At 63.6% G+C, this 26,155-nt stretch carries 19 protein-coding genes and 8 pseudogenes; 15 read left to right on the top strand and 12 right to left on the bottom strand.

Annotated elements, in window-relative coordinates; genetic code table 11:
* Positions 1-194 precede the first annotated feature (194 nt).
* Together U8D42_RS28680 and U8D42_RS28675 are read right to left on the bottom strand one after the other, a co-directional pair.
* Positions 195-575, bottom strand: a pseudogene (locus tag U8D42_RS28680) (transposase); the annotation flags it as partial.
* Positions 576-1,131 (bottom strand): annotated as a pseudogene (locus tag U8D42_RS28675) (transposase); the annotation flags it as partial.
* A gap of 138 nt (positions 1,132-1,269) precedes the next feature.
* On the opposite strand from U8D42_RS28675, the gene U8D42_RS28670 reads away from it, so the two are divergent.
* Both U8D42_RS28670 and U8D42_RS28665 read left to right on the top strand, forming a co-directional pair.
* Entirely contained in the window at positions 1,270-1,875 is a 606-nt protein-coding gene (locus tag U8D42_RS28670) for a TetR/AcrR family transcriptional regulator (RefSeq protein ID WP_082147681.1), read from the top strand.
* Positions 1,876-2,122: 247 nt separating this feature from the next.
* Positions 2,123-2,275 (top strand): annotated as a pseudogene (locus tag U8D42_RS28665) (IS110 family transposase); the annotation flags it as partial.
* A gap of 66 nt (positions 2,276-2,341) precedes the next feature.
* On the opposite strand, the pseudogene U8D42_RS28660 reads toward U8D42_RS28665, so the two are convergent.
* Together U8D42_RS28660 and U8D42_RS28655 are read right to left on the bottom strand one after the other, a co-directional pair.
* A pseudogene (locus U8D42_RS28660) lies at positions 2,342-2,673 on the bottom strand (IS481 family transposase); the annotation flags it as partial.
* A 558-nt stretch (positions 2,674-3,231) separates the two neighbouring features.
* On the bottom strand, positions 3,232-3,558 hold the full coding sequence (locus U8D42_RS28655) for a hypothetical protein (protein WP_047324131.1): 327 nt from the start codon (positions 3,556-3,558) through the stop codon (positions 3,232-3,234).
* Between the two features lie 159 nt (positions 3,559-3,717).
* Here U8D42_RS28655 and U8D42_RS28650 point away from each other — a divergent pair.
* Positions 3,718-4,734, top strand: a pseudogene (locus tag U8D42_RS28650) (IS256 family transposase); the annotation flags it as partial.
* A gap of 45 nt (positions 4,735-4,779) precedes the next feature.
* Here U8D42_RS28650 and U8D42_RS28645 read toward each other — a convergent pair.
* Entirely contained in the window at positions 4,780-6,723 is a 1,944-nt protein-coding gene (locus U8D42_RS28645) for a tyrosine-type recombinase/integrase (protein ID WP_007172497.1), read from the bottom strand.
* Positions 6,720-7,769: a tyrosine-type recombinase/integrase gene (locus U8D42_RS28640; RefSeq protein WP_007172498.1), complete on the bottom strand. Its 1,050-nt coding sequence runs from the start codon at positions 7,767-7,769 to the stop codon at positions 6,720-6,722. The genes U8D42_RS28645 and U8D42_RS28640 overlap by 4 nt, the downstream gene beginning before the upstream one ends.
* A gap of 111 nt (positions 7,770-7,880) precedes the next feature.
* Here U8D42_RS28640 and U8D42_RS28635 point away from each other — a divergent pair.
* The 3 genes and pseudogenes from U8D42_RS28635 to U8D42_RS28625 form a co-directional block, all read left to right on the top strand.
* A pseudogene (locus U8D42_RS28635) lies at positions 7,881-8,102 on the top strand (transposase); the annotation flags it as partial.
* Between the two features lie 1,140 nt (positions 8,103-9,242).
* Positions 9,243-9,542: an anti-sigma factor antagonist gene (locus U8D42_RS28630; protein WP_231614276.1), complete on the top strand. Its 300-nt coding sequence runs from the start codon at positions 9,243-9,245 to the stop codon at positions 9,540-9,542.
* A gap of 59 nt (positions 9,543-9,601) precedes the next feature.
* A complete protein-coding gene (locus U8D42_RS28625; protein WP_047324133.1) occupies positions 9,602-10,549 on the top strand; it encodes an esterase family protein in 948 nt (315 codons plus the stop codon).
* A gap of 993 nt (positions 10,550-11,542) precedes the next feature.
* Here the strand turns inward: U8D42_RS28625 and U8D42_RS28620 are convergent.
* A complete protein-coding gene (locus tag U8D42_RS28620; RefSeq protein ID WP_192579510.1) occupies positions 11,543-12,613 on the bottom strand; it encodes an IS110 family transposase in 1,071 nt (356 codons plus the stop codon).
* A gap of 479 nt (positions 12,614-13,092) precedes the next feature.
* Between U8D42_RS28620 and U8D42_RS28615 the strand changes: the two are divergent.
* The 7 genes and pseudogenes from U8D42_RS28615 to U8D42_RS28585 all read left to right on the top strand — a co-directional run bounded on the left by U8D42_RS28615 (position 13,093) and on the right by U8D42_RS28585 (position 18,049).
* Positions 13,093-14,018, top strand: a pseudogene (locus U8D42_RS28615) (SAM-dependent methyltransferase).
* A gap of 7 nt (positions 14,019-14,025) precedes the next feature.
* Positions 14,026-14,184: pseudogene (locus U8D42_RS28610) on the top strand (SAM-dependent methyltransferase); the annotation flags it as partial.
* Between the two features lie 848 nt (positions 14,185-15,032).
* A complete protein-coding gene (locus tag U8D42_RS28605; RefSeq protein WP_047322045.1) occupies positions 15,033-15,620 on the top strand; it encodes a hypothetical protein in 588 nt (195 codons plus the stop codon).
* On the top strand, positions 15,617-16,282 hold the full coding sequence (locus U8D42_RS28600; protein WP_047322046.1) for an RES family NAD+ phosphorylase: 666 nt from the start codon (positions 15,617-15,619) through the stop codon (positions 16,280-16,282). The genes U8D42_RS28605 and U8D42_RS28600 overlap by 4 nt, the downstream gene beginning before the upstream one ends.
* Before the next feature lie 115 nt (positions 16,283-16,397).
* Positions 16,398-16,667 (top strand): type II toxin-antitoxin system Phd/YefM family antitoxin, encoded by a 270-nt coding sequence (locus U8D42_RS28595; RefSeq protein WP_047322047.1) that lies wholly within the window; start codon positions 16,398-16,400, stop codon positions 16,665-16,667.
* Positions 16,664-16,945 carry a type II toxin-antitoxin system RelE family toxin gene (locus U8D42_RS28590; protein WP_052955269.1) on the top strand — a complete coding sequence of 94 codons (282 nt, stop codon included), beginning with the start codon at positions 16,664-16,666 and terminating at the stop codon, positions 16,943-16,945. The genes U8D42_RS28595 and U8D42_RS28590 overlap by 4 nt, the downstream gene beginning before the upstream one ends.
* A 231-nt stretch (positions 16,946-17,176) precedes the next feature.
* Complete coding sequence (locus U8D42_RS28585) at positions 17,177-18,049, top strand: pentapeptide repeat-containing protein (RefSeq protein ID WP_082147492.1); 873 nt, start codon at positions 17,177-17,179, stop codon at positions 18,047-18,049.
* A 191-nt stretch (positions 18,050-18,240) separates the two neighbouring features.
* Here U8D42_RS28585 and U8D42_RS28580 read toward each other — a convergent pair whose 3' ends face one another.
* Positions 18,241-18,474: a hypothetical protein gene (locus U8D42_RS28580; protein WP_047322049.1), complete on the bottom strand. Its 234-nt coding sequence runs from the start codon at positions 18,472-18,474 to the stop codon at positions 18,241-18,243.
* A 79-nt stretch (positions 18,475-18,553) separates the two neighbouring features.
* On the opposite strand from U8D42_RS28580, the gene U8D42_RS28575 reads away from it, so the two are divergent.
* Positions 18,554-18,814 carry a hypothetical protein gene (locus U8D42_RS28575; RefSeq protein WP_047322050.1) on the top strand — a complete coding sequence of 87 codons (261 nt, stop codon included), beginning with the start codon at positions 18,554-18,556 and terminating at the stop codon, positions 18,812-18,814.
* A gap of 270 nt (positions 18,815-19,084) precedes the next feature.
* On the opposite strand, the gene U8D42_RS28570 is transcribed toward U8D42_RS28575, so the two are convergent.
* Positions 19,085-19,936, bottom strand: coding sequence for a hypothetical protein (locus U8D42_RS28570; RefSeq protein WP_047322051.1), 852 nt, complete (start codon positions 19,934-19,936; stop codon positions 19,085-19,087).
* A 1,115-nt stretch (positions 19,937-21,051) separates the two neighbouring features.
* Here U8D42_RS28570 and U8D42_RS28565 point away from each other — a divergent pair.
* Positions 21,052-22,698, top strand: coding sequence for a ParB/RepB/Spo0J family partition protein (locus U8D42_RS28565; RefSeq protein WP_047322052.1), 1,647 nt, complete (start codon positions 21,052-21,054; stop codon positions 22,696-22,698).
* Between the two features lie 694 nt (positions 22,699-23,392).
* On the opposite strand, the gene U8D42_RS28560 is transcribed toward U8D42_RS28565, so the two are convergent.
* Genes U8D42_RS28560 through U8D42_RS28550 form a run of 3 tightly spaced genes read right to left on the bottom strand, consistent with a single transcriptional unit; the run spans position 23,393 to position 26,154 of the window.
* On the bottom strand, positions 23,393-24,055 hold the full coding sequence (locus U8D42_RS28560; protein ID WP_009953961.1) for a hypothetical protein: 663 nt from the start codon (positions 24,053-24,055) through the stop codon (positions 23,393-23,395).
* The gene (locus U8D42_RS28555) at positions 24,052-24,657 is read right to left on the bottom strand and encodes a hypothetical protein (RefSeq protein WP_009953960.1); all 606 of its coding nucleotides are present in this window, start codon (positions 24,655-24,657) and stop codon (positions 24,052-24,054) included. Before U8D42_RS28555 ends, U8D42_RS28560 begins: the two co-directional genes overlap by 4 nt.
* A gap of 42 nt (positions 24,658-24,699) precedes the next feature.
* Positions 24,700-26,154 (bottom strand): MCE family protein, encoded by a 1,455-nt coding sequence (locus U8D42_RS28550; RefSeq protein WP_026071521.1) that lies wholly within the window; start codon positions 26,152-26,154, stop codon positions 24,700-24,702.
* Between the last annotated feature and the right edge of the window lies 1 nt (position 26,155).

Genomic DNA, 26,155 nt, shown 5'->3' with positions numbered 1-26,155 from the left:
GTGTCAGGCTGATATGCGCGGGTTGGGTACCGCAGGACGATGATTTGGATGTGAACGGTACTGCTGTCTACAGGCGGCCGTCATAGGCAGTCGTCATTCGAATCGCCTTGTGGCTCATAGGTTCTTTGCAGGTTTGCTCACGCACCGCGCCAACGCCGGGCTACCAGGGCCAGTCAAGTATTTGATGTGGCGACTTATCGCATGGTGGCCAGCGACCAGCACCAGTCGGCAAATTCGCGGTCGATCGCGACGTTGGCCACTAGTGGGTTCATGCCGCGTTCGGTGAACTGCGCCACCGCGTGTTGAGGCGTCGGTTACCGGCGTGGCCGCGAGCCCGCAGGGCCGGATCGACCTTGGCGCCCAGCTGGCCCGCAGGGTGGGCCCGGAGGTGCTGCAGGACTTGCGGTGATGCCAGGCCGATTCGATCAGTAGCCGTCGGACATGCGTGCTGCCCGCTTTGGTGATGACCCCTGGGCACGCGAGCTGCCCGATGACTACTCGCAGGGCACCAGTAGGACGTAGGCGCCGATCGAGGACCCGGTGAACCGCGACCAGTCACCGATCTCAACTGTCAACATCTTTAACGACCCGTACAGTGACTCGGACTTACGCCAGCCGTGCTGGTGGGGCTCGTAATAGCCAGCCAGGATCTCGATGATCGTGGCATCCCACAGGGCTTGTTTCGAAGGCGCTCGCGTGGCCCAAGCGTGAAACGTTCGCGGAGCGATCGGCACGCTGTGCTCAGAGAGCACGAGACAGATCGGAGCAACCCCGAACCGGTCCCGATGGACGGCGATGAACTCGCAGACCGAACCGGTCAGCGGCGGTTGCGCGGGTCGCTCTCCCGCACGAAGAAAGATGTGCAGCCTTGAATATTTCGGCGGTCTGCTCGAGCTCGACGTTACGACGTCGCAAGGCCCGGATCTCTCTCGCTGCCTCGGTGGTCACCCCGGCACGATCACCGCGGCCGACCTAATGCTGAGCGATCCAACTGCGCAACGTCTCAGCGGTCATCCCCAACCGCTTGGATACCGCGGTGATCGCCGCCCACTCACTCGGATAGTCATCACGATGCTCCAGCGCCAGACGGACGGCCTTGGCCCGCGTCTCCGGGTCGTATTTGCTCGCTATGAAATGCACCTTCCCAAGAAGGAGATTGCGCAGCAAACAAGGGGTCACTCCTTCCATCAGCAGCCCAGACTGTCAACAACCTCATTCAGGTTTAGAACTAGAAGGTACGGTACTGGACTGTACTACTACGACGGTTCTATCGTGGGCGCTGTGTCCCGGATCGCCGATGGTCCCGCGGACTCCTCACGGTGGTCGCCGCGGGAGGCCGAGTTGCTTGCGGCGACGATGGGCCTGCTACAGCAGCACGGGTATGACCGGTTGACGGTGGACGCGGTGGCGGCCACCGCCCGCGCCAGCAAAGCGACGGTGTACCGGCGATGGCCGTCGAAAGCCGAATTGGTGCTGACCGCATTCACCGAGGAGACCCGCCAGGTGGTGGTCCCGCCCGATACCGGCACACTGCGGGGAGATTTGCTGGCACTTGGGGAGTTGGTGAGCCAACACACCCGCCAGCACGCCAGCACCATCCGCGCGGTGCTTGTCGAGGTGTCGCGTAACGCCGCGTTCAACGAGGCGATACGGCATCAGTTCCTCGAACAGTGGAAAGCCTTGATCCAGCACATCCTGAAGCAGGCCGTCGACCGCGGTGATATGGCCGGCGCGGCCATTAACGACGAACTTTGGGACCTACTGCCCGGCTACCTAATGTTCCGGTCCATCATCCCTAGCCGACCCCCCACCGGTCGCACCGTGCAACTCCTCGTTGACTTCATCATTCCCAGCCTCACCCGACCCACTGGGTAAGGCGGTTCAGCCCCCTGATTGCCTTCGGCGACGCCTCGCAGGCGTGAAAATGTGGTCGGGGTGCCCACCCGACGCCGTTTCACTCTGGTTTGTGAGCCTGTGGTTTAGCCTGGCGCCGGGCCCGGCCTCGCGCGTCACGTCCTGTTGCTTCGAGCAGCCGGTCAGAATTTTGGTTCCTCGACCGAGGTCCCAGGAAACCTCCAATGAAATATCGGTGGGGAGAGGACCAGCGAAGTGAAATTCGAGCAGGCTGGTCAACATCCGCGACGTGAAGAACGACAAGTTGGACGCGGTGTGGCTGGCCACGTTCAGCGAGAAGGCCACGCTGCGGCCATCGTTCGTGCCGCCCGCGCCGGTGCGGCGGCTGCACGATTACACCCAGCTGCGGGCCGACTTGACCGGTGTTCAGAGGCGGTTGATTCTTGACGTTTCTGTGTCGTTCGATCCTTGACACTCTGTTTGTTGGTTAGGCTGGTGCACTGGTGCGCAGGGTCCGCTTGTATCGTATCTCGCCGTGGCTGATACGCGCCGCGGTTTTGACCAGATCCTTGCCAATCCAAAACCGCAGCAGATCACCATCAACGTGGACATCGCAGCGGGCTCGAGCATAGTGGCGTCCGACGCTAACTTGTTGCCAGGACACGCACACGATGTCGTTGGCGCACACCGGCCGGCTGACCAACCGTCCCCGGTGCTCTCGTCGCCACCCCGTGGCGCTGACACCGTTGCCGGCGAGGTTGGGGCTGCTGGAGTGAACCGTAGCGCCGGTGTGGCCATGTCCAGTGACTGATGCGGCCGGGGCCGTCGCAGCCGTCCGTGAGCAAACTTGAGGTCAGCGAACATGCGGCCAAAACGCCGGTCAAGGCGGTGTCAGGCAAAGACAGCCACGGCTACGTAGCGAGAGCGATGTAGGTTATCAACGAATCCATGACTGCTCAGCTCAGGGAATGGCTGCCAAGTCCTCGGTGCCGGCCGGCAGACACGAGGCCACTGTTGAGGAAGGCAGTTCTCGCGCCTCTCCTGTGGGAGGAGGTTCAGTCGCCAAAACGCAAATTCGTGCGGACATAGAACAACGAATAGGCGCCGTACACCGAGACGAAATATCAGGTGTGCTCGCCGAATCGCTGTCCGAGGGCGTGGTTCTGCAGTCGGCACTGGGACCTGCCTCGGATCGGGGTTATGGATTTGAAACATGTTGTCCACCAAACTGATCGACGTTCCCAGTTCACGTCTATCCTGTTCAGCGAGCGGCTTGCCGAGGCAGGCATCCAGCCATCGTTCAACATTTTGTGCAGGCCGGTTTGCACCGCGTTGCGGACGCCAGTCCAATCGCGATCGGATAGATACGGGCGAAGGCTATGTTGCAGAACCCGCGAGCACGAACGGCCAGGCGATGGCGGCGAACAGCAAAAGCCAAGCGATCGCGGCGAACACAATGCCACCGGTGGTGGTGGGAGATTCCGAGACCTCCAGCAACATGCCTCTGCTCGGCGAGCAACAGGAGTTGCTTCGATAGATTTGCTGCTTGTTGGCCTCGACACGGGCCAGCCGTTCGATGTCCTCCTCGAGTAGCACCGGATTGGGGGCTGGCGCCCAGTTGTTGATGGTTGTCGGCGACCCGAACTCCGGTGGAGTGCACTTCGCCGGGGCTACCACGGCGGGTCGGTCATCGAGCAGGGTCATGGGACGGGTAAGTCCCCTGGGGTGGTGGGGTTTCGGAATCGGGGTGTGACGGTGCCGGGCCTTTGCCGGGTGTGTCGTTGCCGGTGTTGGGGTGGGGCCATCGCGTAGTGGTCAGTGAGTTACCTACCAAAGTGACTCAGGAAAAGGACACACCACGCGATGACCCAGGACCATTCTGCTCTGCTGGCCCAGCTCGATGCGTTGAAATCGGCTGATGTCGGGGCGGTGTTCGCCGAGCTGATCCGCGCCGGGCTGCAGGCGCTGATCGAGGCCGAAGCCACTGAGAGGATCGGCGCCGGCCGCTATGAGCGCACCGACGGTCGCGGTACGCACCGTAACGGGCACCGGCCCAAGACGGTGTCCACGACGGCCGGCGACATCGAGGTGCAGGTCCCCAAGCTGCGTGCCGGGTCGTTCTTCCCGTCGCTGCTGGAGCGGCGCCGCCGCATCGACCGGGCCTTGCACGCGGTGATCATGGAGGCTTACGTGCACGGAGTGTCGACGCGCAGCGTCGATGACCTGGTGTCGGCGATGGGCGTGCAAGCCGGGGTGTCCAAGTCCGAGGTCTCGCGGATCTGCGCTGGCCTGGACAAGGAGATCGAGGCGTTTCGCACCCGTAGCCTGTCCCACACCGAGTTCCCGTACGTGTTCTGCGATGCGACGTTCTGCAAGGTCCGTATTGGGGCTCACGTGGTCTCTCAGGCCCTGGTGGTGGCCACCGGGGTGTCCATCGACGGCACCCGCGAAGTCCTGGGCACCGCCGTCGGGGACAGCGAGTCCTACGAGTTCTGGCGTGAATTCCTGACCTCGCTGCGCTCTCGCGGTCTGACTGGCGTTCACCTGGTCATCTCCGACGCCCACGCAGGATTGAAAGCCGCTGTCGCCCAACAGTTCACCGGCTCGTCGTGGCAGCGTTGCCGGGTGCATTTCATGCGCAACCTGCACACCGCCGTATCGGCCAAACACGCCCCGGCGGTGACCGCGGCGGTCAAGACCATCTTCGCCCACACCGACCCCGGCGAGGTCGCCGCACAATGGGACCGCGTCGCCGACACCCTGGCCGCCTCGTTCCCGAAAGTGGCGACGATGATGGCCGAGGCCAAGACCGACGTGTTGGCATTCACCGCGTTCCCGAAGGCGCATTGGCAGAAAATCTGGTCGAACAATCCGATCGAGCTTATCCGGCCCTCGGGGGCGGGTCAACCCGTCGGGGTGGGATGTTCATCGATCGAGGCGCTGGAGGTGGTCGGTAAGGGCGTGGGCGACGCGGTCGTGGCGGGCGGCTTCGTCGGTCCAGCCGCGGCACTCGGCGTCGGTTCTGAGGGCCTGGACGTCGGCGAGTTGGTCGGTGAGCGTGTCGCGGAATTCGGGGGCGGTGACGTAGTTGTCGCAGGTTTCGCAGATGTTGGCATAAGGGCACGCGCCCGCGGATTCGTGGCGAGCGCAGTATCCGTGTGCAACGCGGGTTTTCAGCATTTCACTGTGCAGCCAGCCGACCTTGTCGGGCAGGATCGGTTTGCCGACCGGGGTGAGGGTGAACTGGCGGCGCATCTTGCCCATCGCTTCGTCGTAGGCCGCGCGCAGGGTGGGCGAGGCCAGGGTGGCGTAGCGGATCGTCATTTGTGGAGTGACGTGCCCGAGTAAGGACATCAAGGCCTGCAGACTCATCCCGGCGTTGGCGAGTTCGGTGGCCCAGGTGTGGCGCAACTGATGTGGAGTGACCATCAGGACGCCGCCGTCGGGACGGTGCAACCCGGCGGATTCAGCGGCGGTGAGCAGCCCGTTGCGCAGCCGGGTGTAGCCCAGGCGGCGTCCGTGCCGGGTGAACAGAAAGTCGGTGAGCACGCCGGTGCGTGGGTGCGGCAGCGGCCGGTGCGTGCCGCGGAGGGCGACCCACTCGTCGAGCGCGGCGAGGGTCGCGGCGGAGAGCGGGACCATGCGTTCGGTGGCGAGCTTGCCCAGTGGCACCTTCAGCCAGGTTCCGGCCGGTCCGTAGTCGATGATGCTGCCCAGTTCGAGGTCGAGCAGTTCCCCCGCCCGCAGGCCGGCACCACGCAGCACGGTCAGGCCGATGCGGGCGAACGGATCCTGCAGGTGGGCAACGGCGTTCATCACTGCCGCGTCCACATCGGGTGCTAGCGCGCGTGGCAACGGCTGGTCGAGTTTGGGGACGTCGGCGGCGAATACCAACCGCCGTGGTGGGGCCTGCGCCCAGCCCCAGGCGGTGATGTCGTCGAGCAGGTTGCGCAGACTGAGCACTGCCGACTGGGCCACCGCGGCCGAGACGGTGCGCCCGGCGCCCGCGGCGGCGCGCTGACCACGCCAGCCCCGGGTGCGATTCCATTTCAGGTAGCCCTCGATGCAGCTCCGGTCGAGTTCACGCAGGCTGATGACGTCGGGATGGTGAGCGGTGAGGTATTCGGCGAAGGGCAGCAGGTCGTTGATCAGCGACTCGACCGATTTGGGCCGCAGCACCGCCGCGCGCACGCCGATGTAGCGCAGCAACGTCTGACGGATCGGGTCGGGCATCTCCACCTCGGTGAAGCGCTGCTCGAGGCTACGGGCCCACCGCCGGCGTTTCGGCGCGGTGTCGATGACCGCGGTCTCGAACAACAGCTGCCGCAGGCTGGCCAGCCGCCCCCTGTATGCCCGCCGCGACGATGGCGGCACCACGGTACGTGACAGCGCGGCGTCGAAGTCGTCGAGCGCGTCGCCGGTCAGGTCGGCGACCATTCCGCCGTGGTGTGCCAGCACTACCGCCAGACATTCGCCGAGGACCGTCTCGACCCAGGAACTCCTCCAGCCCAACCGAATTCCCGCATTCCGCAACGCGGCGAATCCGCTCGGATCCCGGTCCTCCACTGCGCGGCCCAGCCCGGTCAACTGTTTGACCGCGGCCAGCTCGACGTCCAGCCGTAACCGGCCGGTGCCGATCGTGTGACAGATCAGCGGCCACGCCCCGGTGTCCCGTATCTCGGCGATCCGCTCGGCTGCCGGCAGCGTCATCCAGGCGTGCAGGTCGCGGTGGCGTGCGGTGAAGTCGCGAGCGATCCGAATCCGGTCGCGTACCGCCCGCCCGCTCAAACCCAGGGTGGCGACGTGGTCGAGATAATCCGCCACCACCTCGTCGGCGCCTACGGGTTGGCCGACCAACACCGTGGTCACTGCCGGGCTCCGGCCAACGTCGCACGAGCAGCACCGTATTCGGCGGCGAGCTGCTCGATCGACAAATGCACGTAGCGGGCCGTGGTCTCCGGCGAGACATGCCCCATCAACGCCCGCAACGCCAGCAGATCGATTCCGGCCGCCGACAATTCGGTGCCGTAGGTATGCCGTAAACGGTGCGGGCGGACTCTTGTGGCGCCAGAGGTCTCCCGGTGCCGACGGAACAGGCTGCGCAGCCCGGCCTCGCTGACCGGTGCACCGGTCGTCGGGCCGCGCAGCACTACGAAGCACTGCGGCGTCGCCAACCCCGGCGGCCGCTCCCATCGCAGGTAGGCGGCGAGCTCGGTGAAGAACGCCGCATCGACCGGGACATGACGTTCCTTGCCGCCCTTGCCGATCACCCGAAGCCGGCGCCGGCCCATATCGACGTCGGCGAGCAGCAGGCCACGCGCCTCGGCCGAACGCAGCCCTCCGAGTAGCATCACCAGCACCATCGCCCGGTCCCGGTGCGTTGCCAGTGTCGCCAGGAACGCGTCGACATCGTTGGTGGACAACGATTCCGGAAGACGCTGCGGCTGACGCACCAACCTACCGCCACTGCGTGCACGCCCGGGACCCAGATGACCGAGCAACCCCCGCTGCGACTGGCGCAGCCCCTGTCCCCGCCGCGGCGACGGCACCGGATTGTCGGTGCAGACACCGGTCATCACCAGATACTCGAATAACGCGCGCACTGCCGCGACCCGGCGGTTCACCGTCGAAGCTGCCGGCGGGGTCGACGAGCGGTGACCGCCGGTGGGCTGGTCCGTTCGGCGGACGCCTTGCCAGTCGATCCAGTCGAACACCAACGGCGCATCGACCGCGGCGAGCCCGACCGCTTGCTGGACGAGGAACCGGCTCAAATTGGCGACGTCGAATGCGTAGGCCCGCACCGTGGCCGCGCTGAACCCCCGTCCCGCCAAATGGTTGAGAAACGCGTTCACCGCGTCCTGCCCGTCCCAGTCGCCCTCCAGGACATATCCGCTGTCGCTCTTGAGTACCCGCATCGCCGCTCCGCCTTCCCCCACCGAGATGCAGACAGCATCCATCCGTGCTCAGCGCTTGTGCGTGAACCTCACGCTGCAGCCCGAACCGTGTCCCCGGAGAGCCGGTTAACGGATAGGTTGAACAAGGAGATCAAGCGTCGGGCTGATGTCGTGGAGATCTTCCCCAACCCCGCGGCGTTCCTGCGCCTGGCCACCGCGGTGGTCATCGAATCTCACGACGAATGGCAGGTCACCCGGCGTTATCTCTCCGATGTCTCCATGGACGAGCTACGCACCGTGATCGCCGCTAAACACGCTGCTGCAGCACTTGCCAAACAACACCAAATCGCCTAGCGTTCAACATGACTCGTTGATCGCGATGCGTGGACCAACGCCAAGATCCGAAGTCCACCAATTGACGGGACACTATCCATGGGACTACTCCTTCGCGGCGCCTTCACGTTTCTGGGCCAGTCAAGGAGCTTCCCCTGGGGATTGGAACCAAACCTGGTTGCCCGTTATAAGTTTTCGGCGCAGGCTAGGGCCGGGTCGTTGCTGTCTTCGACGGTGACCTACTGCTGCGCCTATTTCGATGAGAACCCAGACGGGCAGCATTTGACCCAGGCGCTGGAACAAGCCCAATAAGCCAAGCGCAAGCTCTCGTCGGCAGGCTCTTTTCCGGATGTTGGCGTCAGCGAAACGCTGAGGTCTTCGCTGTAGGCGTCGAGTGTGATCGCGTGTTAGTCGGATAAGACCCCAGGGGGTAAGGAGTAGGTCAGTCGCGGCCGAAATGCGTGTTTGAAGTGGGGATGGCGGGCATTTCCTAGGACCGTCAATTGTGGACGAACGGTGAAGGTGGCGAGACGATGAATCCGATCACGCGCGTCAAAGCTGCTGCAATTCTGGCCGCATCGGTGCTGTTGCCTCTGAACCCCGGGCGGTCCACCCGTGCTGCGAGTAAACACCACCTCGACATCAGCACACCCCGCTGCCGCGGCCGGGCCACCAATGATCACACCCGCCGGCACTGCAGCACGACAAACGTTGCGACACAACACTACCGGGCTATCCGACCTGCATTCACGCGGCCAAAACCCCTTAAGCAATCACCTAAACACCGAAGTCACCCAAACGCGCGCCCGCGGTGGTGCCACCATCTCCAAAGGCCCGCGCCCTCGGCTCACTTGCCGTGTCGCCTCCACGGCTATCTGGGGAACATTTTCTGTTCCGAATTAGTGCCGTCGCCATGATGACACGACGGCACTAGTTCTGCTCTAATGGTCAGATCAGGTCTGTCTTCAGACTGCAGGGCGGCCCGTCATTCATCACGGCGCTGGGGGGCACCGCGCGAGGAAAAGAGCGCGCTATGAGCCCTGTCTTTCACATGTCGCATCCGTCAGTCGCGCAGGACGCCGAGCCGCATCGGAGGCTGGCGCATGAGCGCGCGCCACTACGGATCACCAGCGAGCGCAACGGCTCGGCGGTCATCATTCAGTGGGCGGCGAGGTCGACGCCGGCACCGAGGACATCTGGGACAATCTGATGAACAAGATCGGTCCGACCGCCATCGCGCCGGGACCGTTCGTGGTCGACGTTTGCAACCTGCGTTTCCTATCGTGTGGCGCACTTTCCTTGCTAGGCCAACAGGCACGACGTTGTCGACGCCGCGGGATCACCACCTGTCTGGTCAGCAACCAGCCGATCGTGGCGCGAATCGTGGCGGCCGGCGGTCTGCGTCCGCTGCTATCGAACTATCCGACCGTTGAATCGGCACTATCGGCTGCGGCCGCTTGAGCCATCTGACCGGTGCGAAAGGCTGACGGGCCAAACGCCCGCCCGACGAAAGGGTAACCATGGGTACCGACCTACAGCGTGGATGGCGACCAACGAGCGTGGCGACCGCAGCTGCTGTGCTGGCGGCAGTGATCGGGTCCATCGGCACTGCGCTGCCGGCTCGGGCGGCTGGACCCGAATTCCTGCAGGTGCCCTCGCCATCGATGGGCCACAACATCACCGTGGAATTTCAAAGCGGTGGAGCGCCGGCGGTGTATTTGCTCGACGGTCTGCGTGCCCGTGACGACCGCAGCGGCTGGGACATCGAAACCAACGCATTCAACGACTACGCCGGTTCGGGCATATCGGTGGTCGCGCCGGTCGGCGGGCGCTCGAGCTTCTACGCCGATTGGTACGGCTCGGCAAATGGCCAAACCTACAAGTGGGAAACGTTTTTGACCAGCGAGCTGCCTGCATACCTTTCAAGCAGAGGTGTTCGGTCCAGCCGCAATGCCGTGGTGGGGGTATCTATGTCGGGCTCCTCGGCGCTGATCTTGGCGGCCTATCACCCAGGGCAGTTCGCCTACGCCGGCGCGCTGTCGGCCTTGCTGAATCCCTCCCAGGGCAGCGGTCCGACCTACATCGGTTTCGCTATGAACGACGAGGGCGGCTTCAACCCCCAGGACATGTGGGGGCCGACCGGTGGCCCCGGCTGGCAGCGCAACGACCCCACCGTGCAGGCCGGGCGCCTGGCCGGCAACAACACCCGATCGTGGATCTACAGCGGCAACGGGACACCGTCGGAATCCATCGGCCAGGGAAGCCTGCCCGGCCAGGTGATCGAAGAGGTTATTTTGCAAAGCAACATCGCTTTCCAGAACGCCTACACCGGGGCCGGCGGTCATAACGCCACGTTCAACATCGACCACAACGGCGTACACAGCTGGGGTTACTGGGGTGCGCAGTTGTCGGCGATGAAACCCGACATGCAAGCCACCCTCGGCGCCCGTGCAGGATCAGCGACGTGATACCTCCACCAGCTCACGCCGGATACATCCAGGATGAAATATCCTGACGCACCCCATTATTGGGGTTCGCTCGAACCGTTACGGTCACGCATCGGCTGCATTTTCGCCTCGACGCTACGTGGCAGATGCACGTTCTGCCGCGTCGCGGCAAGAAAGCCATGACCAAGCTGATCGAATCGGTCCGCCGCGAGGTGCCCGCCGGTACCGGAAGAGGGCTAGATCACGTTAGTTCAGGTGAAAACAGTGATATTAACCGGTAACCGCGCATATTCATTTCCATCGTATTGCTAACCTTGACCGTCGTTAGTGGCCGCAGAATTAAATGATCGGGGCGGGAGTCGCTTTGCTCGGCGGCGCCACGCAGGTCGAGTTGCATCCATCGACGTCGTGCCAGCGGCTGCGTTTCTAGGCCGACATGCCGGTATAGGCCCATTGCGCAGGTCAGCCACCCGAGGCCAGCGCCTTGAGTTTGCGGCATGACTCGCGGATGTGTTTTGCAAGGTCGCGGCCATCGGTGCTGTCGATCCAGCCTTCCTTCGACGGCGACCTCGAAAACCGCGACTCCTGCCATTGCAGTCAGATTCGCGGTTAGGCCGCCCACGCCGCGTTAGCACAACGCATCGGCTATCCCTGCGGCGAGGCCGGAATACTTGCTTAGTCCCGCTCCTGAAGCCCCGTGTTGGCAGTAATAACAGCCTGGCATTGGCGCGCCGCCGACTGGGTGATGGGCTCAAAGTACGAGAGTCTGGCTTCGAGGCCGACAGGGCAGCGACGGCATCAATCGGCGATGCCGAGTCGGGAGCGTCTGCGACGGCGCGCACAATGTCGATGCCCACAACTGGCGGTGGAAGTGCACCACGACCCCTATGACTTGTCGAGGGTCTGGGTACGTAATCGCCACGACGACGCCTGGCTGGCAGCGACGTGGACGCACCTGCGGATCTCGCCCGTGCCGTGCGGCGTGGCGCTGTGGCGCCACACGTTTCTCCTATGTCAAGCCGCTGCCGGGTGGCAAGGCTGTTGACGGTTTTGTTCGTCGGTTCGCAGGTGATGAAAGACGACGCGGCTAATGCGGTGTTTGAGGCAACGTAAAGCTTCAGCGGTGGAATCACGCTCGGTGAGCCGCTTGCGGTAGTAGGCCTGTCCGAGGCCGTCGAGGCGGATCTGGGTGACGGCGATCCGGTGCAGGGCGGCGTTGAGTTGGCGGTTGCCCGATCGGGTCATCCGGACCCGGCCGGCAGTGTTTCCCGACCACACCGGGACAGGCGCCACTCCGGCATGACGTGCGAAGGCAGCCGCGCTTTTAAACCGGGTCACGCCGGCGGTCTCGCCGACTAGTTTGGCCGCGGTCAGCTCCCCGCAGCCCGGAAGAGAAAGCAGCACCGGGGCGACGTGGCGAACTCGCTGTCCGATCCGCTTGGCCAAGGCGTTGATCGTTTCGGTGAGCCGGCTGATATCAGCCAGCTCGTCACGAGCCAACTCGGCTACCAACCCGGGCACGGTGTCTAGCCAGTCACCCAGGATGCGGCGGTGCTTGGCCAGATCCAACGAACGCGACTTCGGGGCGCGTTCGGGATCAAGTTCGTGCACCCGCCACAACAACCGGTTAATCGTCGCCGTGCGTTGCGCCACAAGGACTTCCCGGCGATCCACTAATAACTTCAACTCACGTGACACCTCGTCATGCGAGGCGACCGGCAGATCGGGTTCACGCAAGAATCCCCGCGCAACGGCAAGCGCATCGATCGGGTCAGACTTGCCCCGCGTACGCGCGCTAGCCCGAGTTTGGGCCATCAGCTTCGGCGGCACCCGCACCACCGACTGACCAAAGCCCATCAGGTCACGCTCCAACCGGGCCGACAGATGCCGGCAATCCTCGATCGCCCACACCACATCGGCGCCGAAGCGCTCCCGAGCCCACATCACCGCCTCGCCATGGCCCGCGGTCACGGCTTTGACGACCTTCTCGCCGATCTTGCGCCCGACCTCGTCGACCGCGACAAACGTGTGGGTGCGCTTGTGTACATCGGCTCCAACAACAACCATGGTGGTTGCCTCCTTCACTGTGAGGTGACGGTTGGGCCGGTCGGCGGACAAACCTCAGTGGGGGCGGATGCCACGCTCCTATCAAGTCACGCCGGCCGGTCCTTCACACCTGATGCCGACAAAACGTATGCACGCCAACCCGAAGGCGGCACCGACGGTACGAGCCAAACATCAGGTGATCAGGATCCAACCACCGCAACAAGCGGCACCTCACCCTGACACTGACCGCACGGTAGCCACTGCATGGGCACTTAGAAGGCCCAGGAAGCCGAAATCGCGGTCATCGCCCGGGATCTGATGGACCGAGCCGCAGCGGGCTTAAAGGATCAGACGAAAGTCGAGCGCCGGGTGACCGGACGAACCCACGCCGCCAGTGCCGGTCGTGACTGGCCCGAATCTCGCGAGAATAACAGCGTCGGCAGCGGCGGTCAGCAGCGAGGCGTACAGTTTCGGTAGATCATTACGTTGGCTAAGTACCCAGATGTTCAGGAGTAGCGATGGCAGGCAGCGCGCGGTTCGACGGCGACACGTGGGACCTGGCGACCAGCGTCGGGGCCACAGCCACCGTTGCGGCTGCCGCACGAGCGGCGGCCGGCAGAGCTTCGACGCCGTGATCAACGATCCATTCGCCGAGCCGCTGGTCCGCCGGGTGGGGATTGATTTTTGCACCAAACTCGCCACCGGTGAGCTCCAAGGCCTCCGCGCCGACGCGGCAAAAGGCATGCGGGCGATGATCGACTGGATGGCGGTGCGCACCAAGTATTTCGACGACTTCTTTCTCAACGCCGCCCGGGACGGCATCCGGCAAGCCGTCATCGTGGCCTCAGGATTGGATGCCCGCGCCTACCGGTTGCCGTGGGCGCCCGGCACCATCGTGTTCGAAGTCGACCAGCCGCAGGTGATTGAATTCAAGACCGCGACGCTAGCCGAACTGGGCGCACAGCCAATGGCGGATCGGCGCACGGTGGCGATCGACTTGCGCGACGACTGGCCGGCGGCACTGCAACGGACCGGTTTCGATCCAGCGCTGCCGAGCGCCTGGATCGCCGAAGGGCTGCTCGGCTACCTGCCTGCCGACGCTCAGGACCGGCTGCTCGACCAGGTGGTAAAGCTCAGCGTGTCTGGCAGCCGCTTCGCCACCCACTGGCATCCCACCAACGCCGATGACCTCGATGAGGACGAATTCCGGCGGCGCACGGGGAACCAGTCCAATTGGTGGCGAGAACTCGGTTTCGATCTCGACTTTGCTGAACTGCTGTATTTCGGCGGTCGGTCGGACGTGGCTGCCTTTTTCGCCACCCGTGCGTGGGAGACCGCTGTCCGCAGCAACGCGGACATGCTAGCCGAGAGCGGGCTGCCACCGATCGATGCTGCAGATGCCTCGTTCGCCGAAGTGGTCTATCTCAGGGCCGACCTGAACTAGGAGCACCATGGCACGCAGCGACAGCGACAGTCGGGATCTAGCTTCCAGCGTGCGGGCGGCGGCGACGATAGTGGCTGCACCGCGCGTATTGGCCAGCATCGAACCCGAGCCGCTGATCAACGACCCGTTCGCCGACCCGCTGGTACGCGCCGCGGGCGTCGACTTTCGTCCGTCTGCGCGACGGCGAACTCGAAGCCCCCGACGGCTCGAGTTCGGGGAAGGCTTCGACGATGGCGGGTGACCGCTGTTGCGTGATCGGGTGTGGAGCGCGAATCGGTTGGTTGCGGATTCGGACCCAGACCCAACCTTCGTATTGTGCGTCGCTTACGTGCGCCGCGGTGAGCGAGGAGTGCTGCGAACGACGCCGGCCTGTCTCCGGAGGCACCAGTCATGCCTCAGCAAGTAATGAGCCGGCCCGCGGCCCTATTCATGGATAATGTAGATTATCCATGATAGCGCGTAAAACGCGTTGCTAGACAAGCATGATTGGTGCTGGACGCCGACACGGTGAGGTGCCCGCACCTACACCCGCCGCCGGGGGCAAGCCGCCGCAACACCAGGGTTCGCTCAGGAGAAGATCGACACCGGCTTCTAGAGATTCACCGCGAAGCGGGTCGCCGGTCGCTGCGCACCAGACCATCGTCGCCGCTGGCACATTGGGGTGGGTATCATCGAACTAGCTGGTACCGACCGTCTTTCGTCACAGTGACGTATTCCGCTGTGGTGGTAGTTCAGCGAAACCATCGACAACACAGTGCATTCCATAACTCGGTCGCCGATAGGCGCACGCCGCGTCACCGTGCGATCGACAACCGTTGGCACACCGACAGGACGCAAGTCGGCCGTCGGCGACATGTCATGCCCTGTCAAGGTGATCGCCGGCCCCCACCCCTCCCACGTCAGTCATGCTTGTCCGGGAGTCGGTTTGCTCACGGACGCCGAGCCGGCCTTGCCCGGTGGCTAACGATAGCGTACATTGTTAAGTAACGTTAGTCCTGTGGAGGTGTGTGAGTGATGACTGCTGACGAGCTCGACGTCTTGTTGTATCAGAAGTTCCGTCTCCGCCGCGACGACATGCTCGCCGCGCTCAAGACACTCCCGGCCATCCGGCCCTGGGCTGCCGAGCTTTCCCCGGATGAGGCGCGCCTCCTCGATGACGCCGGTTTCACGGAAGACCCGGATGCATACGCGCGGGTTGCCGCCGACACGGTGGCCCACGTGGCACTGCTCGTCAACACCGCCCACTCGGCCCGCGAAGTGGCGATAGCGTTGAACGTCAACGAATCGCGCGTGCGCCAGCGCCGGCTCGCCAGGACGCTCTGGGCGATCAATGACAATGGTGCCTGGGTATTTCCGGCGCTGCAGTTCGAGACTGACCCGCAGACAGGCCTGCCCCACAAGCAGATTCGGGGTTTGGACCGGGTATTCGTCGCACTGGCACCCAACTTGCATCCGGTGGCAGTCGCGGGGTTCCTGCGTACCCCCCATCCGGATCTGGCGCTGCAGAGTCGCCCGGTACACCCGTTGGAGTGGCTTCAAAGCGGCGGCGACGTCGACCCGGTCTTGCGCCTTGTTGAGGCGGCCGACTGGGCCAGCCGATGACGCCTGGCCCCACCTGGCCTCATTTAACCTTGCCTGATCCGCCGCCTGGATCGCAGCTGCGCAAGATCGGCATCCGCGACGCGGAGCTTCGCATCGTCTCTTCGTCGGAGACCTGGTGGCGAGTGCACCGCACCGAAGGCGATTTTGTGTTGGCGTGGAACGAATTCCGCCACTACGGCCCAGTGCTGCGCTTCGATCCGCATCCCGAGCCCGCTCGGGAACACGCCGACTGCGCGGTGTGGTATGGGGCAGGCACACTCGATGCAGCGATCGCCGAGGCCTTCCAAGGCGATCGCACAATCGACCGTGCTCGCGTCCGTCCGTACCTGACCGGGCTTGCCTTCACCCGGACGTTGTCCCTGCTCGATCTGGCCGTCGACAGTGACGGGGCCTGGGCAACCAGGGCCGGAGGAACCTTCGCGATGTCGACCGCTCCGCACCCGATCACACAACGGTGGGCGCGCGCCATCGTCGAAGCGTTCCCCGATCTCGACGGCGTTCGCTACAACAGCCGATTCGCCGGCCACCCGTGCGCAGCCCTCTTCTTGCCCGGCGCCACCGCCATGCCCCAACGGCCGACCATCTCCCTGCCACTGACACATCCCGCCTTGGTCTCGCGGCTCGCCGGCACCGCGGAACGGCTCGGCTACTCCGTCATCTGACGTGCGCCCGAGCCGATAACCCGCCGGTTCTCCGGCGGCAATTGGTTGACCATCCGTACATTATCGGCTAACTGTTAGGCTAGGTGGCGGCTAATAATTAGGCTATAGTTTTACCATGAAGAACGTACCGCTCTCGGAGGCCAAGGACAAGCTCTCCGCGCTCGTCGACGAGGCCGACACCACCCACGAAATCATTCAGATCACCCGACACGGGCGCGCCGCCGCGGTCCTGATGTCTGCCGACGATCTGGATTCACTCAACGAGACGCTGCACGCACTGCGAACACCCGGTTTTGCCGAAGACCTCGCGCAGGCCGATGCCGACTACGCTGCCGGCAATACCGTCACTGGCGAGGAGATCCGCCGGCGATACGGACTCAGGTGAGCTGCGAAGAAGCGTCCTGGTCCGTTCACTTCTCGCCTACCGCGATCCGGGCACTCGACCGTCTACCGCTGAAAGTCGCCAAAGCGATCGCCGAATTCATCACAGGCACACTGCCCACCGACCCGAACCGGCTATCCAAACCGTTGAGCTTCGAATTCGCTGGCTGGCGCGTCGCCCGGCGCGGCGATTACCGCGTCGCATTCCGGATTCTCGAAGACGACCGGGTCCTGTTGATCGGTCGCATCGAGCACCGCGCACACATCTACCGCCAACCATGAGCGGCCCGCCAGTGTGAGCGGTGCACTTCCGCGGCGCTGGCCCTGTCGACGAACCAGGCCGACGAGGCCAGCACTATTCGTCACTGTGACGAATAGTGCTGGCGCATCAACGGATTCGTGTTGACGACGGAGTGCAACAATTGCACCGACCCGGCGGCTCTACCGGCGGCGCACCGGGCGGCCGGACGGGTAAACCACCGCCGTGTCGCACTCTTGCACGACAATGCGGATATGTACACCGATCGTGATTTTCAGGCCGTCGTCGACGATTTGCGCGCACAAGAGTCAAAGTCACACAGCCGTGGACTCCAAGCGCTGTTTGAGCTGGTCGGCCCCGAAGGGGCCACAACGTCTGTGCTTCGGGCCGCAACAGACCTGTGCTGTGCGGTAGTCCGAGGCGATGGGGCTTACCGAGTTTCAGACCATGTCCGCAGCGGTGCCGCGCAGGTGTTGGCATTGTTGTTGCGCAGACTAACCGATTACACGCGCGCGGATCTGCGGGGTGCTGACTTCAGCCAAGCCCAGCCGGTGGACTTCGACGGGTGTCACCTAGCCGGCGCGGACCTGACCGGAGCCAGGCTTGGCACGGCGAGTTTCGAGAAGGCAAAGCTGGTAGGAGCACGGCTAATAGGTGCTTCCGCATCCTTGGGGGCAGTCCTCGCGGGGGCGGACCTCACCGGAGCAGAACTCGATGGTTTCGACGCCCTGGGGGCAAACTTGGCGCACGTGACCGCGCCCGCCGCGCGAGCCTGCGGAATGCGCCTTTCCGAAGCCGAGGCCGGTAACTCGGTATGGCTCGGCGCAGTTCTCGTAGGAGCGGATTTCTACAAAACCGCGCTCGGTGGCGCTGATTTTCGGGGGGCGAATTTAACGAACGCGAAGCTGCGACAATGCCAGTTAAACGGGTCCCAAACGACCGACTTCCGCGGTGCGAACCTCACCGGAGCCGACATGGATGGCGCAACCCTTTACAACGTCGATTTTCGTGGTGCCAACCTGACGGGTGCCCGCCTTACTGACATTCTGATTGAGAAAACCCGTTGGGATGGTGCGGTTTTGACTGGATCGCACATCTCCATTCAGGGCGGTAGCTACCAACTCTGAGCCGCCAGGCAGGTGGTTTGTACGGAAAGCCCGGGCGACGATAGGGGCATCCCAAAACGCAGTTACCACTGTCCTTCGACCACCCGTGCCGCCCGGCAACTTTGAGGTCTCATTATCTGCTTGACTGCCTCCGCCTTCTCTCATAGCGGGCAGTGGTGATGACTGCAAGCGGTAAGCAGTTGGGAGAGAACCTAAGCGCGAGAGGGCCTCCCGCGCCGCCGCTCGGGATGGGCTCGATTGTCTTCAATTTGCCGCTGCAGCGATGGATTTCGTAGATAAGCGTGTTCGGCTGCACTCAAGATGACCGCTGGTTCCAACACGATCGTTCCATCGGCCTGCTCGGTCGCCAGATACTTGTCGTGGTGGCCTAGTTTGCCCAGACTGATTCGGCGCCGACTATCCACTTCAATCACCACGGGTTCCACATAGTCAATGATAACCCGCCTTGCCCCAGATGTTCAATTGGGGCTTAGGGGCAACGGGGTATTGGGGTAGGATCTGAATGTGCTGGAGATGGACCCGGAGCCTCACGACGAATTGGTGCGGCTCTACGACGCCCACCCCGCCTTAGCGGCGCGGATTGACGAATGGCTCGACCGCATCGAAGCCGATTCTGCTGCCGCGGCGGTCCGCCGGCGCCTCATCCGGCCCGGCCGGCTATGGGCGATCACCATCCCCGACCCCGACCGTGATTACCTGATCCTGTGGGACCTTGACGGCGCAACCCCGGTCATTCGCTATCTCGGCCCCGATGTGCTGACCTGACCTTCCACTTGAAACACCGCCCCGTGATGCTTCACCCGATCTCCGACTCGTCGATTATGCCGTCAAGCCGGTTCAGCGCATGGCAGATGACTGCGATGTAGTCCTCGATTTCATCGAAAATCTCTGCTCGATCTTCCCGAACATCGAAGTTCAGCGGGCCGACCGAGGGATGCCTGCTAGCGCTCGGAACGCAAACTATAGGAACCCCCGCACCAGACTTGGCCAGCGAGCTGGGTTGGCGTAGCAGGAATCTTTCAGCTCGAGGAGTAATCACGTAGGAGCGGCTAGCGCGGTGCACCGGCTCGTTGGTGTAGTCGAAAAGCTCTGCATCACGCGGCGGTTCCAGTAGCCAGCCATCAGTCTCCACTCCGCTGATTGTTTCTGCTTCCAGGTCGGTCTCGCACATGCCCCCGTCCAGCAGCTCCTGGCCGAGGTGTACGAAAGCTGTCGGGTGGGCGCGATTTCACGAGCGCGCATCTGAGAGATGAACTCGACGGTCATGATTCCAGCTCTATCGTCGATGTTCTCTGCGCACAGGGCGCGGTCGATGATGTCCCGGGCAGCTTCTTGGATGCAGTTGTGTAGAAACAGGGTCCACTCCGCGAGGCCCGGATTTTTGCTCACACTTGGCAGTGCAAGTTCAGGTTCCCGCGCGACGGCGGTCTGCGCGAGTTCCCTTGGCTGCGACAGGGGGTACATCGTTGCGGTTCGGGTTATGACGTATCCCGGCGCCGGCCCAAATGTGGTGGGGACATACCAGCCCTCGGCGGTGACGTCGTGCATCGGTTGAAGCCAGTCGCCACCATCAGTCGGGAAGGTACCGAAGATGTGTGGTTGCTCGGCGATGCCGGCCGAATCCATCGCGCTGATGAACTCGCTGATCAGCTCGTCGGTCCGGATATCGAGCGGATGGTCAAACGGTGCGCTCACGATGGGTGTCCTTTGCTCTGGAGTCGATGCCTGTTCCTGACGATAGGCGGTCCACCTCTTCTCAGCGTCCGCAGAAAACCGCCGGCCGCCCGTATAACCGCTGTCCAGATGCATAAACAGCCAGCGCCGTGCCGCGTCGGCAGGCGTTATGGGCAAATCGTCGCGGCTGCCCCGGTCGGGTAGGGCCGCCATCGTGGAATTCGCTACAGCCGAAAATCCGGTGGAATTTCGGTGAAAACGCGGTGTACTAGGCGCGCCCGTTTGCGACCCGCGCTTCTACCCAGGTACCGGGCGCGGGCAACTGACCTTCGATTTCGCGGCCCGTGAGCTCTGGGTCTGCGGTGAAAACGGGACTTAGGGGGTCAAGTCCCCCCGCCTCTGGCCGGTTAGCTACCTCAACGCTACAGCTCAGCGGCAATTTCAGTTCGTGACCCTTGAGCCCGGCCGCACGAAACTGCCGGTGCGTTTCAGGGTCTTCGCAGCTCAGCCGGCGAAGCCGGCAAAGGTAGGCACCCAGGACATTCCGCGCATTCCCAGGCTGGTACTCGCACTGGTTTGCCTACGTTCAGCAAACGGGGGTGCCCATATCGCGGTGGCTCCGATCAATTGACGGTTATCAGCAAAAGACTGCTTAGCTGGTTCGGCGTGTCGCGTATGACCGGCGATGCCGGCGCAGGTCTTCCCACCCTACCAACGCGCGCAGCTCCCGAGGTCGCCTGGACAAGACCAAGACACTTGGCGTATGGGCCTGGTCTCTCATCGACGGTCGTCAAGCGACTGCAACAGGCATGAATCACCCAGGGGCGGAGTGTAAATCGTGTGCTCGCAGCGCCGACAAGAGTGGGAACGGTGCATCCGTCCGCAGCGGCAGTGCGCTACTCCGACAAGCACCTGGTTGGGGCCGAGCTCCGCGGCGCATTCGGGGCATCGTGATGGGCGGGGTTCCTCCCATCCACGCCGGGTCTGCCGAAGTCCCATTTCCGCGATCGTAGCGTCGAAGTGAAGTTGAAGCGCCTGCGGCGCTACTGAACAGCTTGGACCGTCCCGGCCCAAGCCGATATTCGTCTGCCTTTCTGGCTTTTTCGATTGTTGCCCGGCGGTTCGCTGCGCGCCAAGGCCACGGCCTCCGCTTCGCTCCGGGCGCAAGGCTCGCGCAGTTACCCGACACGCGCGCTTCGCTCGCGGCGGCCAACTGCGCGCCCGGACCTTGCACTCCGCGCCCCTATACCGGGCCAAATCTCAATTGCCAGAAGGCAAAAAGAGCAGGCGGCCATGTGAACGCCTGCCGCACACAGAAAGGTTCAACCATGACCGACACAACCAACACCGACAGCAACGCCGCCGCCGTCGACCAGACCATCGGGACGCTGGAACACCTCGACCCGACGCTGCTCGACATCGGTGACAACGTCCGCGACGACGCAGGATTGAGCAAGGCGTTCATCGCTAACATCGCCGAAAACGGAGTCCTGGTGCCGATCACGGCTGTGCGTGACCCCGAGCGGACCGAGGTCATCCGGGTCCGCAACGGGCAGCGGCGCACCCTTGCCGCCCGCGAGGTCGGCTTGACCAGCGTTCCGGTCTACGTGCTGCCGTCCACCGCCTCCGATGCCAGCCAGGAGACCATCGACCGCATCGTGCACCAGATCGTGACGAACGATCAGAAGCGCGATCTCACCGACGCCCAGCGGGCACGCGGCATCCAGCAGATGATCGATGCAGGGCTGTCGGTGGCCAAAGTGGCCAAGCGGTTATCTGTCGGCAAGGACGCCGTAAAGGCTGCTCACACAGCAGCACGGTCGGCCACCGCCATGGACGCCCTGGCCAGCGGTCAACTCAGCCTGACCGAAGCCGCTGCGATCACCGAGTTCGAGGACATACCCGGCGCGGTGGACCGGCTAATGAGGTCGGCGGGGGGGACCTGGTTCGAGCACACGGTCGCCCAGCTCCGGCAAGAACGCGACACCGCCCAGGCCCGAGCCCACGCCGCCCAGCCTTTCGCCGATAAGGGGTTCACCATCCTCGAGCAGCGCCCGGAGTCGTGGGACCCGGCCTGTATACCGCTGCACCACCTGGTGACCGCCGAAGGTGACGAAGCCGACGACACCGCTGTCACCAACCCCGCCCACTGGGCCGTGTTTCTCGTCGACGACACCGCCCTGTGCGACGTGGAAACCGGCGAGGTCGTGGACGAACAGAGCGTGGACTGGGACACCGAGGATCAGCCAGACGCCACACCCGCCGAGGGGCTGCGCCACGCCAACACGGTCACCGACAAGGAGGTGTTCACCCCCGATTACTACTGCCTCGACTACCGTTCCGCAGCACTGACCCCGCAGAGCTGGTTCGCGCGGCAGGCCGGACTGGTGGACACCGACACCGGCGACGCGATCGACTTGGACGACGAGGCTCGCCAGGCCGCACGTCAGCAAGCCGCGCTTGACAAGGCCGAGACCGAGAAGCGGGAGCGCCGGAAAGTGTTAGCGCTCAACAAACTCGGGGATGCCGCTCTCGGTGTGCGGCGAGAGTTCGTCAAAAAGTTGTTGGCGCGTAAGACCCCACCTAAGGGTGCGGCCATGTTCGTCGCTGACTGCTTGGCTCGTGACAACGCGTTGCTCACCAACAACAACGCGCTGGACACCACCGCCGAACTGCTCGGTGTGGACAGCGGCCAAGCCGTGGCCAAGCTCGTGGCCGATCTGCCCGCCAATGGCGACGGGCGCGCCCAGGTGCTCACGCTGGCCCTGGTGCTCGGCGCTCTGGAATCGCGGACCCCCAAAGACGCCTGGCGCAATAACACAGGCTGGTGGGGCCACCACGTGGGCAGCAGCGAGTATCTGCGCTGGCTCGCCGACAACGATTACCCGCTGGCCCCCGTCGAGGAAGTTGTGACCAAGGCCAAGAGCGCCGATGACGTGTACGAGCAGTACTTGGCCGATGCGGTGAAGGAGTAACGCGTCTCTCGGGTGGGGTCAGGACGTCGGTTCTGGCCCCACCTTTCGCGGCTGTAGGTTCTCAAGCTGCGTGGCGGACGGCGATGCCCTGACATGCAGGTCTCTAGAATTCTCATGGAAATGGCGGACATATTGTTCTCATCTTCGTGGCGGATCCTAAAACCAGAGGGTTGTGTTGAATTTCAATGCGCGACCTGGCTTGGTTTCGTATCGCAACGGCCGCCGGGACAACGATTTCGCTAAATCGTGCCCGCCGAAGGATTCCAATTGTTAAGATGACACGTTGGGTGACACGAAAGTGTCGCTGTGACAGCGCTTTAGGACATTACGCGTCGTGTCGGTGTCAGCCGGGGCCTAACACACTGCGTATCAACGAGTTTGGCCCGAGGGGGGTAAATGACCCGGGCGCTTATCTCCGAGGCCGAGTCAGACTATCGGTAGTTTGCGCTGACTCCGACGCCCCTCGCTCCCAAATTCGTCCGCTCGGAAAATCATGACGGTCGATGTAGAGTGCCTCGCCCCCTGGGCCCACTACATAGCGAAGCCGATCTGGCGCAGCGACTCCTGCACCCACTGGCTCGCGACTCGCGCCGCGGCCTGACGGAGCCTCGCTCGGGAGCCCAGCGCGACTAATGAGATTCTCATATTGGTGGCGGATCCGCAGGAAAACGATTGGTGCAGCATCACCGTGGGCTCAGATGGGATCGAACTCAGCGATCAGCCACCGACCGTCGACTTTGTCGAGCGTGACTCGGACGCTGGAGGCGCTGTTGGTCGGCGAATCTTGGCCGATGGTGACGGTCTGGTTTACGAACAGCAAAACGACGGCATGGCTGCCGGTCGCCTCTATCGGCGCTGCGGCCGGCACCGTGGCCGACGCAGAGATGTGCTTCTGCTTGGCTCCCGGGATGACTACGTCGTGGGTCAGTGACGTGTAGGCGTTAAGGAACTTGCCGGTGAGTCTGCTCCGGGCGGCCTCGAGGTCCTTTTCCACGCTGTCGGCCCGATACGACAGCAGAGCGATGGTGCTTTCGGTGGCGGTACGCACGGATTCCGTGGCGGCCAACTGAGCGGTGCGCGCGGAGCCGCCCTGCCACTTCAGGAAGCCTGCGGCCACGGCCAGCGACAGCGCGAGGCCGGGCAGTAGTGCGTACACGATCGCCCGCGCCCAGCGGATGTGATGCTTCGCAGGTGTCGAACTTTGACGGTCGCCTGACTCGTCGACCTCGGTAGTCGCAACATCGGTGTCCGGCTTGTCCCCGGCGATCGCCGTCGGGCCCGGCGTGGCAGGCGCTTCCTCCGATGAGGCGACATTGGTGTGATCGTCCGCGCGGCGGAGCAACTTCGGAAACTTCATGGCACGAACTCGACGTTGGAGACTTTGACCTGACCGTCGGTCTTCTGCACGAAGATCCGCATTCGCCATGCTCGTGGCGCCTGATCAGACGCAGCGGCGTCTGACGTTTGCACAGTCATGGCCACCAGCACCTGGGCGGTGTCGGCCGTCTCCGACTCCAGCCCTGCCGAGCTGATGGTACCGACCGTGATGGCTTTGGCTTGCTTGACGACCTCGATAAACGGCTTCGACCGTTTGGCGAAATCGTCGTGTAACTGTCCTGTCGCCCCATCCAGGATGCGCTGTACATCGGTGTCAGCATGCCGCCAGTCGATCGTAGTTAGGTTCAGCGCGCCCTGCCTGGCCACTTGCAGAAATTGGTTTCGCTGGATCTGCGCCTGATGCGTCTGGTAGCTGCGAAATCCCAACCATCCAACCAACACAGACAAGGCAACGACGATAGTCAGACAGACGCGAATTGTCGGCCGCAGGTGGAACACCGATTCTGCGGAGCGTGGTGTAGATGCGTTCTCCGTGGGGTCTATATCAGACTCGATGGTGTCCCCATCCGCGTCGACGACGTCGCCGCCCGGGGACGCGTGGAAGTCAACCGCCTCACGCATACCGTGCTCCGTCCGTCGTCGTGGTTCTGCGCGTCATATTCGTCAGCTGCCCGGCGGCATCAGCATTGTTTGCCATGTCTTATCCTTGGGCGCGGTTTGGGCTAGATCGGATTGCGTGTATTGATGCCCGTCGGGCCCGATGTAGGTGCCGGTGGCCGGGTCGTACTGGGCGGCGGCGATCGGCGGCGGCGCCGAGGCGGGCGGGCCCGCAACCGCTGGCGGTGAGCCGGGTGGCAGCTGCGGGATGCCTTGGCCCGATAGGGTGGCGTTCGGGTCACCTTTCCAGTTGAAGCCGTCGTTAAGCGGCACATAATGTTCGTTGCTTTCACACATCTTGACCGTGGGTGCGCGTTTACCCGGAACCGTCTCGCAGGGCACATTGCGCACGCCGCGCACGGCCAAGGGCGAGTCCTGGGGGGCCCGGCAATACAGGTCACCTGCCGGGCGATCCGGGTAATCTACTTCGGGCACTCGGTGCTGCTGAGCCGGCAGGAAGCCGGTGGTACATAGTGGGGGCAGGTTCAGGTTCAGATTGAAGTCGAGATAATAGCCCCGGTAAGCCTGTTTGGTGCCCATATTGGGTACGTCGCCGCCGGCCTGAACCGCGGTCGCCTGGGGCAGCAGTACTAACAACTGCTCGATGTCGTTCCGGTAGGTGACGGCCACCTGACCGATGCTGACCAAGTTGGCGAGCATGATCGGTAGGGTGGGCCGCAGCCGGTCGAAAAGTTGACGTACTTCGTTGGCGGCCGGGCCGCCCTTTTCGAGTACACCGGCGACGGCTGCGTCATGGCCTTGCAGCTGGTCGGTGATGGTGGCGAGATGCTTTGACCATGCCAGGATCGAGGGCGAGGTGCCGGCCTGTGAGTCGAGCACCGGCTGTGATTGGTCGATCAAGGCGGTGAGAGAGTCCACGTTTTTCCTCGCGTCCGTGGCCAGGGCGGTGGATCCTTTGACGATGCGGGAAAGTTCCGGGCCGAGTCCACCGACGGCGGTGTAGCTCTCGTCGATCACCGTTTTCAGGTTGTCGCGCGGGATCGCCTCCAAGGCTCGGTTGGTCGCATTGAGCAGTGTGTTGATGTCCGGGGGCACCGACGTGTGGTTCTCCGGTATCACGTCACCGTCACGCAGTGGCCGGGAATTGCCGTTGCGCGGCAGCAGTGAAACGTATTGTTCGCCGACGGACGATTGGCTGTGGACTTGCGCGTCGAGATCGGAGGGGATGTCGAGCCCTGATTTGAGGAGGAGCACGGCGTCGACGCCGGTGGGGGTTATCCGTACGTCCTTGACCCGGCCGACGTAGGTGCCGCGGTAGGTGACGTTCGCCCTCTTATATAGACCCCCAGCTTGTGAGAGTTGGACGGTCACCTTGTACTGCCCAAGACCGGGTATCAAGTTCTCGACCTTGATGTAGCCGAAGACTGTCACCGCGGCGGCGATGCCCGACACCGCAGCAAAAATGCTCAGCTTTATCCAGATTTGAAGGCCCAAACGCATG

The organism is Mycobacterium europaeum (assembly GCF_034555895.2).
GTDB classification, from domain to species: Bacteria; Actinomycetota; Actinomycetes; order Mycobacteriales; family Mycobacteriaceae; genus Mycobacterium; species Mycobacterium europaeum.
Note: the sequence above shows the minus strand (reverse complement) of the source record. Positions and strands in the feature narration are given on the sequence as shown.